This window comes from Rhodoferax sp. P1_F3, assembly GCF_056405715.1.
Window position 1 is genome coordinate 78,655 of the sequence record NZ_JBFUBO010000010.1, and the last position, 12,724, is coordinate 91,378.

The 12,724-nt window shown below is 62.6% G+C and carries 9 protein-coding genes; 5 read left to right on the forward strand and 4 right to left on the reverse strand.

Features of this window, described 5'->3' with window-relative positions; translation table 11 throughout:
• Positions 1-6: 6 nt before the first annotated feature.
• The 4 genes from AC1DZ5_RS16610 to AC1DZ5_RS16625 all read right to left on the reverse strand — a co-directional run bounded on the left by AC1DZ5_RS16610 (position 7) and on the right by AC1DZ5_RS16625 (position 5,565).
• Positions 7-969: a chemotaxis protein gene (locus AC1DZ5_RS16610; protein ID WP_477891012.1), complete on the reverse strand. Its 963-nt coding sequence runs from the start codon at positions 967-969 to the stop codon at positions 7-9.
• Between the two features lie 76 nt (positions 970-1,045).
• Entirely contained in the window at positions 1,046-4,051 is a 3,006-nt protein-coding gene (locus AC1DZ5_RS16615) for a bifunctional diguanylate cyclase/phosphodiesterase (RefSeq protein ID WP_477891166.1), read from the reverse strand.
• 174 nt (positions 4,052-4,225) lie between these two features.
• On the reverse strand, positions 4,226-4,456 hold the full coding sequence (locus AC1DZ5_RS16620) for a DUF3455 domain-containing protein (protein ID WP_477891014.1): 231 nt from the start codon (positions 4,454-4,456) through the stop codon (positions 4,226-4,228).
• An 89-nt stretch (positions 4,457-4,545) separates the two neighbouring features.
• Entirely contained in the window at positions 4,546-5,565 is a 1,020-nt protein-coding gene (locus tag AC1DZ5_RS16625) for a LacI family DNA-binding transcriptional regulator (protein ID WP_477891016.1), read from the reverse strand.
• 205 nt (positions 5,566-5,770) lie between these two features.
• Between AC1DZ5_RS16625 and AC1DZ5_RS16630 the strand changes: the two genes are divergently transcribed.
• The 5 genes from AC1DZ5_RS16630 to AC1DZ5_RS16650 all read left to right on the forward strand — a co-directional run bounded on the left by AC1DZ5_RS16630 (position 5,771) and on the right by AC1DZ5_RS16650 (position 12,713).
• Positions 5,771-7,042 (forward strand): ABC transporter substrate-binding protein, encoded by a 1,272-nt coding sequence (locus AC1DZ5_RS16630; protein ID WP_477891018.1) that lies wholly within the window; start codon positions 5,771-5,773, stop codon positions 7,040-7,042.
• Between the two features lie 162 nt (positions 7,043-7,204).
• Positions 7,205-8,194 (forward strand): carbohydrate ABC transporter permease, encoded by a 990-nt coding sequence (locus tag AC1DZ5_RS16635; RefSeq protein WP_477891020.1) that lies wholly within the window; start codon positions 7,205-7,207, stop codon positions 8,192-8,194.
• A gap of 10 nt (positions 8,195-8,204) precedes the next feature.
• Positions 8,205-9,260, forward strand: a complete 1,056-nt coding sequence (locus AC1DZ5_RS16640; protein ID WP_477891022.1) for a carbohydrate ABC transporter permease — start codon at positions 8,205-8,207, stop codon at positions 9,258-9,260.
• Positions 9,261-9,278: 18 nt separating this feature from the next.
• Positions 9,279-10,280 carry an ABC transporter ATP-binding protein gene (locus tag AC1DZ5_RS16645; RefSeq protein WP_477891024.1) on the forward strand — a complete coding sequence of 334 codons (1,002 nt, stop codon included), beginning with the start codon at positions 9,279-9,281 and terminating at the stop codon, positions 10,278-10,280.
• An 18-nt stretch (positions 10,281-10,298) separates the two neighbouring features.
• Positions 10,299-12,713 (forward strand): glycoside hydrolase family 31 protein, encoded by a 2,415-nt coding sequence (locus AC1DZ5_RS16650; RefSeq protein WP_477891026.1) that lies wholly within the window; start codon positions 10,299-10,301, stop codon positions 12,711-12,713.
• The last annotated feature ends 11 nt before the right edge of the window (positions 12,714-12,724 follow it).

Genomic DNA, 12,724 nt, shown 5'->3' on the forward strand with positions numbered 1-12,724 from the left:
CAGCTACTAATACGATAGCGAATTGGCGAGGATATTGCTGATCGACTGGGCCAGTTCTTGTGGTTCAAACTTGGCCACATAGGCGTCTGCGCCCACGCTGGTAGCGTGGCCTTCGCTGGCGGTGCCCGTCAGTGACGAATAGACGATGACCGGGATGCCCGAGAAGCGAACGTCCTGCTTGATGTTGCGCGTGAGGGTGAAGCCGTCCATCTCGGGCATCTCCAGATCCGTCAGCACCAGGGCGACCCGGTCTTTGATCTTTTTGCCCTGCGCGGTGACTTCGGTGTGCAAGCTGTTGAGCTTCTCCCAGGCTTCCTTGCCATTCTTCACGGCCACAAAGTGCACGCCCATGGTCTTCAGGCTTTCTTCGACCAGCATGCGGGCCACCGCCGAGTCGTCGGCAAACAGCACCACCGAGCCCGGCGGCATGTTGATCTTGGCAATGCCGGAGTTTTTGTTCTCCTGGCTGTGTGTGGCTGGGAACACGTCGCGCAGAATCTGCTCCACGTCCAGCACCTGGGCCAGGCGTGAATCCTTCGCATCGCCATCGATGCGGGCTACGCCCGAGAGCAGCATGGAAGAGCTGGAATCCGCCGCGAGCAAATGCTTCCACTCCAGCTGCACGATCTCCACCACCTCGTCCACCAAAAACGCTTGGGTGTTGCGCGCAAATTCAGTCACTAGCACGATGCCCGATTCGGTCTGCGGCACGCAGCCCGCCAGGCGTGGCAGGTCAATCACCGGGATCAGCTGGCCGCGCACATTGGCCAGCCCCATGGCGAACTGCGGTGCATTGACGATGGCGGTGATGTGCGGCGCCACCACGATCTCGCGCACCTTGAACACATTGATGCCGAACAGCTCGCGCCGGGTAGAGCCCTTCTCTTCGCCCAAGCGAAACAGCAGCAGCTGCAGCCGGTTGTCGGCGCCGCTGGACGCGTGCTGGGTGGGTTTCATTGCTGTGTTCATGTCAATTCCCGCGGTGTTTTGGACCACACAATAGCAGGATGGCGCGCCGCCTCCAACTTTCCCGCGCCGCGCAGGCTCAGGCGATCCATTCGACAGGGGGTGTCCAGGTCTCGCACCAAGCTGGAATCTGCTCGGCCGGCATGGGGCGGGCAATCTCGTAGCCCTGACCCAGGTGGCAGCCCAGCGCAATCAGCTGCTGGCCGTGGGCCACGCTTTCCACGCCCTCGGCAATCACTTCGCGGTGAAAGGCCACCGCCAGCCCGATCACCCCGCTGACGATGGAGAGATCACTTTGGTCGTCCAGCATGTCACGCACAAAGCTGCGATCGATCTTCAACACGTCCACTGGCAGGCGGCGCAGGTAGGTGAGCGAGGAGTAGCCGGTGCCGAAGTCGTCGATCGCAAAGCGCACGCCCACGCGGTGGCACTCTTGCATGATGGTGGCGGTGGAGCCGATGTCGTCCAGCGCGCTGGTCTCCAGCACCTCCAGCTCCAGGTGGCTGGCATCCACGTCGGGGTGGTTGGCTAACAGAGCGGCCAGCTGCTGGGCAAAGTCCTGCTGCTGCAGTTGCCGGGCGGCGATGTTCACGCTCACCGGCAGCAGCAGGCCCTGGGCTTTCCACGCCACCATTTGCTGCAGCGCCGCATCAATCACCCACGCACCCACGGCCTCGATCATCGGGTGCTTTTCGATCGACGGCAGGAAGGCGTCGGGTGGCAGCAGCCCCTTCTCGGGGTGTTGCCAGCGGATCAGCGCCTCCACGCCCACGATGGCGCCCGTGCGCATGTTCACCTTGGGTTGGTAGTGCAGAACAAATTCCTGGTTGCTCAGCCCCTGCGAAATCAGCTCCTGCTGCAGGCTGCGACTTTTCACCTCGGCGTCTTGCGCAGAGTCGAACATGTGGAAGCGGTTTTTGCCACTCTGCTTGGCCTCGTACATGGCCTGGTCCGCGTGGCGCATCAGCTGGTCGGCCTCTGCGTTGTCCTGCGGGTACACGGTGACACCAATGCTGGCGGTGACCCGCAGGTCACGCCCGTCAATGCGCACCGGCTCGGAGCACGCGTGCAGCACGCGGGTGACCATCTGGATGCAGTCCTGGATGTTTTCCACATTGGTCAGCACCGCCACAAATTCGTCACCGCCCATGCGGGCCAGCGTATCCACATCCCGCAGCGCGGCCTGCATGCGCTGGGACACGGCCACCAGCAGCGCGTCGCCCGCTTCGTGGCCAAACTGGTCGTTGACAGCCTTGAACCCATCTAGGTCCAGGTAGAGCACGGCTAGGCTCTGGTGGTGGCGCTGGCACACGGTCATCGCCTGGTGCAGGCGGTCTGACAGCAGCAGGCGGTTGGGCAAATCCGTCAGTGCGTCAAAGTGCGCACCGTGCTCCAGCTCCTCCTGTTGCAGCTTCAGCACCGTCACGTCAGAGAACAGCGCTACGTAGTTGCGCACCTTGCCCGAGCTGTCCTTGACCTTGCTGACGGTGAGCCAGGCGGAGTAGGCCTCGCCGTCCTTGCGGCGTCTCCACAACTCGCCCTTCCACTCACCATGCCGCACCAGCGCGCGGCGTAGCGCCTGAAACACCTCAGGCCCCTGCCGGCTAGAGCGGAACATGCTGGGGTCATTGCCCATCACATCCTGACGGCTATAGCCAGTGATGCGGGTGAACGCGTCGTTCACCTCCACGATCAGGCCGGCCCGGTCAGTGATCATGATGCCCTCGCCCGTGTTGTTGAACACGCTGGCCGTGAGCCGCAGTTGCCGCGTAGCATTTTTCTGGGCTGTGATGTCACGGGCGATTTTGGAAGCCCCAATCAGGTGGCCAAAGCTGTTGCGGATGGGCGAAATGGTGACCGAGACATTGATCTCGCGCCCGTCCTTGCAGATGCGCACCGTTTCAAAATGCTCGACACCTTCGGCGCGCCGGATTTTCTCCAGAATGCTGGCTTCTTCACCCAACCTGTCGGCGGGCAGCAGCCGCAGAATGGGCTGGCCAATCATCTCCGCGGCCGCGTAGCCAAACATGCGCTCCGCCCCGGGGTTCCAGCTGGTGACGATGCCGTCCAGCGACTTGCCAACGATGGCCTCGTCGGTGGAGTGGATGATGGCCTCGGACCGGCGCGAGGACGTTAACGCCCGCATCAGCACCGAGCTCATCACCAAGCTGGCAACGGACAGCAACCCCGCCACGACGCCAAAGATGGCAGTGTGCTGCCGCCAGGGCACCAGCAGGTCATCCTTGCTGGCGCTGACGTAGACTACCAGCGGATAATCGTCCACCCGGGAGAAAGTCACCAGGCGCGGCCGATTGTCAAACAGGCTGACCTGCGACTCGTACGCCCCCTTGGCCATCACGCTCATGTAGTTGCCCCAGGCCTGGCCCTTGGCAATCGACTGGCCCACGGTCTTCTCGTTCATGGGGCTACGGAACAACACCATGCCATCGTTACGCACGATGCCAATGGTGCCCGCGGGCTTGATGCGCTCCGCGTCAAACACGCCGTCGATGCGCTCCAGTTCAATGATGATGAGCACCAGCGCCACGTTGCCACCCCCGCGGTCCACCGGCGCCGAGATGGGGATCACCCATTTATTGCTCACCCGGCCCAATATGGGCTGACCGATAAAGAGGCCACGGGTTTTGGGGTCGCGCTGGGCGAGAAAGTAGTCGCGGTCCGCCACATTCACGTTTTGGCCCTGCCCCTGGTCCGGCACAAAGCGCAGATCGCCGCTTTGGGTCACCAGGCGAATGTCCAGCAGGCCATTGGACGCCTTGCGCAGCTTGTCGACCTGGGCAATGAAATCGGGGCTTTTGGATGGGTCTTGGTCGGGGTGATCGGCCATCCAGTGGTCGGTGACGATCATCAGCGACTCGGCCTGCTTGAACAGGCTATGGGTTTGCGCCTGCACAGCAGCGGTCAGCTGCTCCAGCACGCGGGTGTTGGAGTTGATGGTGTTGGTGTATTCCCACCACGACCAAAAGCCAACAAAACCCCAGATGCACACCAGCAGTGCACCCATGAGCGCAATCACCTCACGGTGACTGTTGGCGTTAAAACGCTGGGTCAGTCGTTGCCACATCGGTTTCACACGGCTTTCCCCACGGGGGTTGATAGGCCTATTGGTCCGTTTGGCAGGTTGCCCTGCCGTCACCCCCATTCTGTGGGGGCATCCCCGGTGTGCCTATCCCCCAAACGGGTGAATTTGCCCCCCGTTTGTCGTCTGCGGGACCCCGGTGAACAGGGTCCCTACTCTTTACATGGCGCGGTAGAAGATGTAGTCCGCCGTGTACTGCACCAGTTGCTTGGCGCCTTCGTTGGCCTGGGCACACGTGGCCTTGAGGGCGGTTCCGCCCAGGGTGGCCACGTACTGGATGTAGCTCACGCCCTGCAGGTTGAGAGGGACACGCAGGTTCAGGGTTTTACTTTCGGGTGGGAGCGGACACGGAGGCTGGGTAAGCCACCAGTCTTCAAGGGGGATGTCCAAGTAGTCGCTTATGCCTTGCCAAGGCAATGGTCCAATGACCTGTGCATTAACAAGTTCACCTGCCCGCTTTTCAGCGAGCTTGAACAGGCCTAGCAATCGGTCGCGGCCGCGATACGGTGGGGCAGCAGGCGGTCCTGTGGCGGGCCACCGCTCCACAGATTGAGCAGCAACTCCACGATGCTGGGGCCGAACTCGCGGTGCGGAATCTCCACCGAAGTCAGCCAGGGCGCCAACCAGGCATTGATCGGGTTGCCGTCGATACCGAGGATTTCGCAATCGCGCGGCACCTGCACTTGGCACTCACGCGCAAGCCGATGCACACCGTAGGCCACCTGGTCACTGATGCACAGGATGCCGCGCGGCCAGCCCCCTGCCCCAGCAAACTGCGCTGCCGCCGAATAGCCCACTTCCAAGTGGGACAGGCCCCGCCCTGGCGCGCGCGCAATTTGTTCGGCAGGTAGGCCTTTTTCTAGCAGGCGTTGGCAAAAACCCTGCACCCGCTCCCGCGTGGTGGACGACTCTTTTTCGGGGAACACCACGGCCGGCGCATCGACGCCCCGGCTCAACAAATAGTCAGCGGCATCCGCGCCCGCGGCCCGGTTGTCGGGCCCGACAAAGCAACCCTCACCAAAAGGACTGCGCCGGCTCACAAACACCATGGGCGCGCCGCGCGCCATAAAATCCTGCAGCCCCGGGCTGGGTTGGCTAGCCACCATAACGTAACCATGCACCACCTGGGAGCGCATCGCGTTCAGGTAGTCGTCCTGCAACTCAGGGCTGTCGTGCGTGTCGCACAGAATCATCACGTAACCGGCCTTGCGTAAGGCGGCTTCGGTGGAGGCTGCGATGGTCGCCATCACGGGGTTGTGCAGATTGGCCGCCAGCATGGCCACAAGGCGGCTCTCGCGGCTGCGCAATGCCCGGCCGAGCTGGTTAGGGTGGTATCCCACGGCCTGAATGGCTTCGCGCACCCGCTCCACGGTTTCGGCAGAGGCGCGCCGCGTCTCTCCGTTGACGATGCGAGACACCGTGGCAATCGAAACGCCCGCGCGTGCTGCCACCGTGGCCAGCGATACTGGGCCAACGGTGTTTCGATTTGCGTCCTTCATCGTGCTCCCACTTTGTTCATTTCAACACCAATCACAGGGCCTGCGCAGCTGCACAGTTAATGCGTGGTCACCGTTGATTATTGCCGCCGTCCCAAATAGCTTTTGACATTTTAGGCAAACGTTTGCCATAATCTTTTATCGGTTGCAAAAAAGCACGAAGAACGCTGGGCGCCGAGCAGTAAAACATTTACAAAGAGGACGACAAATGAACCACCAGTCTCCATTCCTGCAGGCGGCCTTGGGCGCCACACTCTTGGGTCTTGCTAGCACAGCGCTGGCCGAAATCCGCGTCATGTGCTACCAAGATGGCATCGAGTGCGATGTGACTGCCGATCTCATCAAGCGCTACGAGAAGCAAAACCCCGGTGCCAAGGTAGCCTTGGACATCGTGCCCTACAAAACGGTGGTCGAGCAGTTGCCCATCCAACTGGCTGCCGGCCAAGGCCCGGACATCGCCCGCGTGGCCGAAATCGGTGGTCTTTCAAAGAACTACCTCGACATAAGCGCCTATGTGAAAGACCGCAAATACTGGGAAACCAATTTCGGCAGCACCCTGCCATGGATGCGTAACAAGGCAGGAGACAAAGGCATTTACGGTTTTCTGTCGCAAATGACCATGACCGGCCCCTTCGTCAACAAAACCTTGTTTGAACAGGCCAAGATCCCAATGCCCGGCCCCAAGGCGACCTGGGACGATTGGGCCGAGGCCGCACGCAAGGTGGCCAAGGCCACGCAAACGCCCGCCGCCATGGCCTGGGACCGCTCCGGCCACCGCTTTGGCGGCCCGGCCGTGAGCTACGGTGCCAAGATTTTTGATGCCCAAGGCAACCTTGCACTCGACGAAGGCTACAAGACCGCAGTGGGCAAGTTCGTCGCCTGGCACAAGGACGGCACCATGCTGAAAGATGTGTGGGGCGGCTCTGGCGGCTCGAGTTATGCCGACACGGTCGGTGAATTCAAGAACGGCCGCGTGGTAATGATTCTGTCGGGCTCGTGGCAGATCAACCGCCTGCAAAAGGAAATCGGCAGCGCCTTTGACTGGGTGGCCGTGCCCAACCCCTGCGGCCCGGCAGCCTGCTCGGGCATGCCCGGTGGCTCGGCCTGGGTGGCGCTAAAGACCACCAAGTCGCCGAAGGAAGTCGGCCAGTTCCTCGACTTCATGGCGCAGGAGGCGAATGTGGCCGAATTCGCATCGCGCACCAACACCATTCCAGCCCATGCCGAGGTGGCCAAACGGGGCCTGGCGTACACCAGCGCGGGACCGACCGCCAAGGCGGCGCTGACCGTGTTCACCAACGGCACCCCTACCATTGCACCGGCGGCCTATGCGCTGCAGGGCTACAAATACAACCGCGCCCTGATGCTGCCCACCGTGACCCGCGTCACCCAGGCCATCGTGGGCGAGATCAGCGTGGACGAAGCCGTCAACAAGATCAGCACCGACATGGCTGAGGCCGTCAAGCAAGCCGAAAAGTAAGCGCCCGTCTCACGGTGATTAGATGCCTTTTAGGCCTCTAGCGCATATAGATAGTGCGCAAGCAGCTATCAAATTTGTAGTATTTGACTAGCCAATCCCCTGGCGCGGCTGCGGTGGCGGGGGAAATGCTCGCCCCTGCGCGAGCCGCTGGAAAGGAGAGATATGTCGGTGTTTCTGCGCCTTTTGGGCTTGTTCTTCAATCTGTTCGAACCGGTGTTCCGGCTCGGCCAGAAATGGCTGGGAGCCTCCCGCATCGGCTGGCTGTTTGTCGGCCCCAATCTGCTGGTGATCACGGTGTTCACCTTCCTGCCGATCATCATCAACCTGGTCTACGCGGTGACAGGTGGGGTGAACCTGCTGCCCACACAGCGGCCGTTTACCGGGCTGGAGAACTTCTCCATCCTGCTCGAATGCCGCGACTACACCGACCTGCAGACCTGCCGCACCGACATCTTCTGGCGCTCGATCTTCAATACCATGAAGTTCAGCCTGATCCAGGTGGCGCTGATGGTGTGCTTCTCGCTGGTCACGGCCCTGGTGCTGAACCGCAAGATCATCGGCCGGGGCTTCTGGCGCGGGGTGTTCTTCTACCCCGTGCTGCTGTCGCCGGTGGTGGTGGCGCTGATCTGGAAGTGGCTGCTGCAAAGCCAGGGGGTGTTCAACGCCGGCTTGGTGGCCATGGGCGCGCAGTCCATGGACTGGCTGCTGGACCGGCATTGGGCATTCTTCTGGGTGGTGGTGGTGTCCATCTGGGCCCACATGGGCTTTTATACGCTGATCCTGCTGGCCGGCCTCCAAGCGATTCCCAAAGATGTCTACGAAGCCGCCGAGATGGACGCCGCGCCGCCGTTCCGTGTGCTGCGGCGCATCACCTTGCCGCTGCTCATGCCCAACCTGATCGTGGTGCTGGTGCTGGTGATGATCCGCGCGGTGCAGAGCTTCGACGAGGTGTTCGTGCTCACCGGCGGCGGCCCGGGCTCGGCCACCACCTTCATCGTGCAATACATCTACCAGACCGGTTTCGCCGAGCAGATCCACCTGTATGGCCTGGCGGCCGCGGCATCGCTGATCCTCGCCGTTGGCCTGATGGCGTTGACGCTTGCGCAACTGCGCCTGTCGAAGGCGGGCGAGGCCGGCAAGGTCAAGAAATAAGGACGCAGAGATGGCAAATTTCCTCACCCGAACCAAGGGCAGTGCCCACGGCGGCACCAGCCTGCACTGGACCGACTGGGTCTCCTACGCCTACCTGCTGGCCGGCCTCATCGTGATGTTCGGTCCGGTGCTCTGGCTGGTGATGTCGTCTTTCAAGACCGAAAGTGCGATGAGCCAGTTTCCGCCGACCTTCCTGCCCTACAGCCAGAAGGAAGTGGTGGTTACAGGCTTCGACAAACCACTGCCGCTGTTCCGCGCCAAGGACGAACAGGGTCGGACCCGCGAGCTGGCCCAGGTGCGCCGCATCGGCCTTATCGCCACCATGGTCGACCCGGCCGCGCCAGAGACCGAGCTGCGCATTAACATCAACGATCGCCAGCCGGTCAACGAACTCAGGTTCGCCAGCGGCAACTACACCGAGTTGTTCGGCAAGTTCGCCTTCGGCAGCTACCTGTGGAACAGTGTCTTCATCACCGTGGTGGCCACCATCCTCACGCTGCTGTTCAACTCGATGGCGGCCTTCGCCTTGTCGAAATACCAGTTCACCGGGCAGAAAACGGTGTTCGTGCTGATCATCGCCACGCTGATGATTCCGCCCACCATCATCCTGGTGCCGGCCTTCCTGGTGATCTCGGAGCTGAACCTGCTGAACAACCTGTGGGGTGTGATCCTGCCGGCGGTGGCCACGCCCACCGGCGTGTTCCTGCTGCGCCAATACATGCTGACCATTCCCGACGAGCTGCTGGAAGCCGCGCGCATGGACAACGCCAGCGAATGGCGCATCTACTGGAAGATCATCCTGCCGCTGGCGGCCCCGGCCATGGCAGTGCTGGCCATTTTCTCGTTCATGTGGCGCTGGAACGATTTCCTCTGGCCGCTGATCGTGCTGTCGAAGTCGGAGCACTTCACGCTGCAGCTGGCGCTCAATGCCTTCCAGGGCGAACTCAACACACAGTGGCACTACCTGCTGGCCATGACGGTCATCACGCTGATCCCGATCACCATCGTCTTCGCCTTCTTGCAGAAATACATCACCACCGGCATCGCCAGTGCAGGTGTGAAGTAACCCGTCTAGGAATCCCCCATGGCTACTCTTGAACTCTCCAACGTCGTCAAAAGCTTTGACAAGATCACCATCATCCACGGCGTCGACCTGGCCGTGTCCGACGGTGAATTCGTGGTCTTCGTCGGCCCATCCGGCTGTGGAAAATCCACCTTGCTGCGCATCATCTCCGGCCTGGAGCCCGCCACGAGCGGCGATATCCGTATCGACGGCCAGCGCGTCAACGAGGTCACCGCCGCACACCGCGGTTGCTCCATGGTGTTCCAGTCGTACGCGCTGTATCCGCACATGAGCGTGTACGACAACATGGCTTTCGGCCTGGAAAACCTGGGCGTGGCCAAGTCGGAGATTGAAACCAAGGTCACCGCCGCCGCCACCCTGCTACAGCTTTCACCGCTGCTGCAGCGCAAGCCCACCCAGCTCTCGGGCGGGCAGCGCCAGCGCGTGGCCATTGGCCGCTCCATCGTGCGCGAACCCAAGCTGTTCCTGTTCGACGAGCCACTCAGCAACCTGGATGCCGAGCTGCGCGTATCCATGCGCGCCGAGATCCGCGACCTGCATGCCCGCCTGGGCGCGACCATGATCTACGTCACCCACGACCAGGTAGAAGCCATGACCATGGCCGACAAGATCGTGGTGCTGCGCGCTGGCCGTATCGAGCAGGTCGGCTCGCCGCTGGAGCTGTACAACAAGCCCTGCAACCAGTTTGTGGCCGGCTTCATCGGCAGCCCGCGTATGAACTTCGTACCCGCGGCCGAATTCCCCACCGCCCTGCCCGGCGCGCACACCGTGGGCATACGCCCTGAGCACGCCCAACTGGATGACGCCGGCCCGCTGCAACTCAAGGTCAAGCAGGTGGAGCAGCTGGGTGCCACCAGCATCCTTCACGGCAACGTGGTGCCCGATGCGCCTTTCGAGCTGATCCTGAATGGGCAAACCACCATCCAGCGCGGCGACACCGTGCGCGTCAGCGCGCCCCCTGAGCACCTGCACTGCTTCGACCAAAACGGCTTGCGTCTGTAACCCCAATTCCATCCGACCATGCGCCTCGACAATCCCCCCGCGTTCGCCCTGCATGCGCGCAACGGCAACCACCTCGAACTGCGCAGCACCGGCGGCGCCGTCGCCCATGTCTGGGTGCTCGAAGAAGACATCCTGCGCGTGCTGGTGCTGCCCAACGGCCAGCTGCACATGCCGCGCAGCTGGACGGTGGCGCCCGGCCTGGAAAATCTGCCCGTGGAGGGCCGTGACCGCTTCGATACCAGCGGCTTCTCGCTGCCCGGCTTCGAGCTGACGCAGGACGATAACCAGCTGTGCATCACCACCACCGCCGTGCGCCTCACCATCAAACGGGCCGGCTTTTTCTGCCGCTGGGAAAGCCTGCACCATGGTGCGTGGACCGCCGCCGCCGCCGACCGCCCCACCCAGAGCTACAACTTCGGCTGGTGGGACGAAAAGGTCTACCACTACCTGCAGCGCGAGCGCGGTGAGGCCTATTTCGGCCTGGGCGAGCGCGCCGGCGACGCCAACCGCGCCGGCCAGCGCTACCGCATGTGCAACCTGGACCCGATGGGCTATAGCGCGCGCAATACCGACCCGCTGTACAAACACATCCCGTTCTACATCACCCGCAAGGGTAGCGAAAAAGATGCGGGCTTGTGCTTTGGCCTGTTCTACGACACCTTGTCCGACTGCAGCTTCGACATGGGTCGCGAGATGGACAACTACCATGGCCACTACCGCTACTTCGTGGCCGACCATGGCGACCTGGACCTGTACTACATCGCTGGCGCCGACCCGGCCACCATCACCCGCCGCTACACCTGGCTGACCGGCCGCCCCATCTTCCCGCCGCGCTACGCGCTGGGCTATTCGGGCTCGACCATGAGCTACACCGACGCGCCGAATGCACAGGAGCGCATGGGCGAATTCCTGGAGCGCTGCGCCGAGCACGACATCCCCTGCGACTCGTTCCACCTGTCCTCGGGCTACACCTCCATCGGCCCGGGCCGCTACGTGTTCAACTGGAACCGAGACAAGTTTCCAGACCCCGCAGCTTTTGTAGAGAGCTACCTCGCCAAAGGTGTGCGCCTGGTGCCCAACATCAAGCCCGCCCTGCTGCGTGACCACCCACGTTTCGAAGAAGCCCGCCAGGCCGGCCTGTTAGTGGCCGACCCCGACGGCCAGCCCACCGTCATCCAGTTCTGGGACGGCACCGGCGCCTACCTGGATTTCACCCAGCCAGCCACCATCGCCTGGTGGAAAAAGCAAGTCACCGAGCAGCTGCTGCAGTACGGCATTCCCACCACCTGGAATGACAACAACGAATACGAAATCTGGAGCGACCAGGCCATGGTGCACGGCTTTGGCACGCCGCGCCCTGCGCGTGAAGCCAAGCCGCTGCAAACCCTGCTGATGATGCAGGCATCGCACGCCGCGCAGACCGAATTCGCGCCGGCCGAACGCCCCTACCTGGTGTCGCGCTCCGGCGCCGCCGGTATGCAGCGCTATGTGCAAACCTGGTCGGGTGACAACTACACCGCCTGGGAAACCCTGCGCTACAACGTCCGCATGGGCATGGGCCTGGCGATGTCGGGCGTGTCCAACACCGGGCATGACATCGGCGGCTTTTCTGGCCCCGCGCCCGGCCCCGAGCTGCTGGTGCGCTGGGTGCAGCACGGCATCTTCTTGCCGCGCTTCAGTATTCATTCGTGGAACGATGACCAGACCGTTAACGAGCCCTGGATGTACCCGGCAGTCACGCCGCAGATCCGCGAACTCATAGCTCTGCGCTACCAGCTCATGCCCTACTTGTACGACCTGGTATGGCGCTACCACAGCGCGTATGAACCCATCATCCGCCCGACCTACCACGACTTCCCGGAAGACCCGCGCTGCCTGGAAGAAAACGACGACATGCTGCTCGGCGCCAACCTGCTGGTGGCCTCGGTGGTGGAAAAAAACCAAAGCCAGCGCGAGGTATGGTTGCCGGGTACCGGTGGCTGGTACGAGTGGCATACGGCACGGCACCACCATGCCGGCGAGCAAGTCACACTCGACGCCCCACTAGACGCCCCCCCCCCGCTGCTGGCCCGCGAAGGCTGCGCCATTCCGCTGAATGTGGGCAAGATCCATTTCGGCCGGGTCGAAGACCTGCGCGGTTTCCAGGTGTTTCCCTACACAGGCAATGGCACGTTCGAGGCCACCTGTTTTGAAGACGACGGCCATTCGCAGGCCTGCCGTGACGGCAACTACGGCCAATGGCGCTTGCAGGTGCATTGCAGTGCGGACCGCATCGAGATCAAGGTGCTGTCCGAAGGGGAGCGCCCGCCGCCGCGAGCCACCATGGTGCTGCGCCTGCCCGCCGCCGAGCAGCGCGCGCTGCGGGTACACGGCACCGCGCCGCTGCACGCCACCGAAGACGGGCACTGGAGAGAGTGGACCCTGGCGCTGTAGTTGGCGTGCGG

What these genes read in the sequence shown, in the direction of transcription:
- AC1DZ5_RS16635 (WP_477891020.1), top strand. Translation starts at nt 7,205, where the DNA reads ATGTCGGTGTTTCTGCGCCTTTTGGGCTTGTTCTTCAATCTGTTCGAA.
- AC1DZ5_RS16645 (WP_477891024.1), top strand. Translation starts at nt 9,279, where the DNA reads ATGGCTACTCTTGAACTCTCCAACGTCGTCAAAAGCTTTGACAAGATC.
- AC1DZ5_RS16610 (WP_477891012.1), bottom strand. Translation starts at nt 969, where the DNA reads ATGAACACAGCAATGAAACCCACCCAGCACGCGTCCAGCGGCGCCGAC.
- AC1DZ5_RS16625 (WP_477891016.1), bottom strand. Translation starts at nt 5,565, where the DNA reads ATGAAGGACGCAAATCGAAACACCGTTGGCCCAGTATCGCTGGCCACG.
- AC1DZ5_RS16650 (WP_477891026.1), top strand. Translation starts at nt 10,299, where the DNA reads ATGCGCCTCGACAATCCCCCCGCGTTCGCCCTGCATGCGCGCAACGGC.
- AC1DZ5_RS16615 (WP_477891166.1), bottom strand. Translation starts at nt 4,051, where the DNA reads ATGTGGCAACGACTGACCCAGCGTTTTAACGCCAACAGTCACCGTGAG.
- AC1DZ5_RS16630 (WP_477891018.1), top strand. Translation starts at nt 5,771, where the DNA reads ATGAACCACCAGTCTCCATTCCTGCAGGCGGCCTTGGGCGCCACACTC.
- AC1DZ5_RS16640 (WP_477891022.1), top strand. Translation starts at nt 8,205, where the DNA reads ATGGCAAATTTCCTCACCCGAACCAAGGGCAGTGCCCACGGCGGCACC.